This is a genomic window from Massilia sp. PWRC2, assembly GCF_049896725.1.
GTDB lineage: Bacteria > Pseudomonadota > Gammaproteobacteria > Burkholderiales > Burkholderiaceae_D > JAFCUW01.
Map to the genome: position 1 here is coordinate 1 of NZ_JAFCUW010000045.1, position 1,020 is coordinate 1,020.

Annotated in this window: 1 rRNA gene; it reads left to right on the plus strand. The window is 50.2% G+C overall.

Annotated features, from left to right (window positions below):
- Positions 1–1,020 (plus strand): 23S ribosomal RNA (locus ACP7BZ_RS22940); the annotation flags it as partial.

Here is a 1,020-nt window from a genome sequence, read left to right on the forward strand (position 1 = left end):
GGTCATTGCAACCTGAATACATAGGGTTGCAAAGCGAACGCGGCGAACTGAAACATCTAAGTAGCTGCAGGAAAATAAATCAACCGAGATTCCCAAAGTAGTGGCGAGCGAAATGGGATGAGCCTGCATGATTTAGCACGACGCATAGTGGAACAGCTTGGAAACGCTGGCCATAGAGGGTGATAGCCCCTTACACGAAATGCGATGTGTGGAACTAAGTATGCGACAAGTAGGGCGGGACACGAGAAATCCTGTCTGAACATGGGGGGACCATCCTCCAAGGCTAAATACTCGTAATCGACCGATAGTGAACCAGTACCGTGAGGGAAAGGCGAAAAGAACCCCGGGAGGGGAGTGAAATAGATCCTGAAACCGTGTGCATACAAACAGTAGGAGCGGACTTGTTCCGTGACTGCGTACCTTTTGTATAATGGGTCAGCGACTTACATTCAGTGGCAAGGTTAACCGTATAGGGAAGCCGTAGAGAAATCGAGTCCGAACAGGGCGACAGTCGCTGGGTGTAGACCCGAAACCAAGTGATCTACTCATGGCCAGGATGAAGGTGCGGTAACACGCCCTGGAGGTCCGAACCCACTAATGTTGAAAAATTAGGGGATGAGCTGTGGGTAGGGGTGAAAGGCTAAACAAACTTGGAAATAGCTGGTTCTCTCCGAAAACTATTTAGGTAGTGCCTCAAGTATCACCATCGGGGGTAGAGCACTGTTATGGCTAGGGGTTCATTGCGAATTACCAAACCATTGCAAACTCCGAATACCGATGAGTGCGAGCTTGGGAGACAGACGTCGGGTGCTAACGTCCGGCGTCAAGAGGGAAACAACCCAGACCGCCAGCTAAGGTCCCAAAGATTGGCTAAGTGGAAAACGAAGTGGGAAGGCTAAAACAGTCAGGATGTTGGCTTAGAAGCAGCCATCATTTAAAGAAAGCGTAATAGCTCACTGATCGAGTCGTCCTGCGCGGAAGATGTAACGGGGCTAAGCCAGTCACCGAAGCTGCGGATAT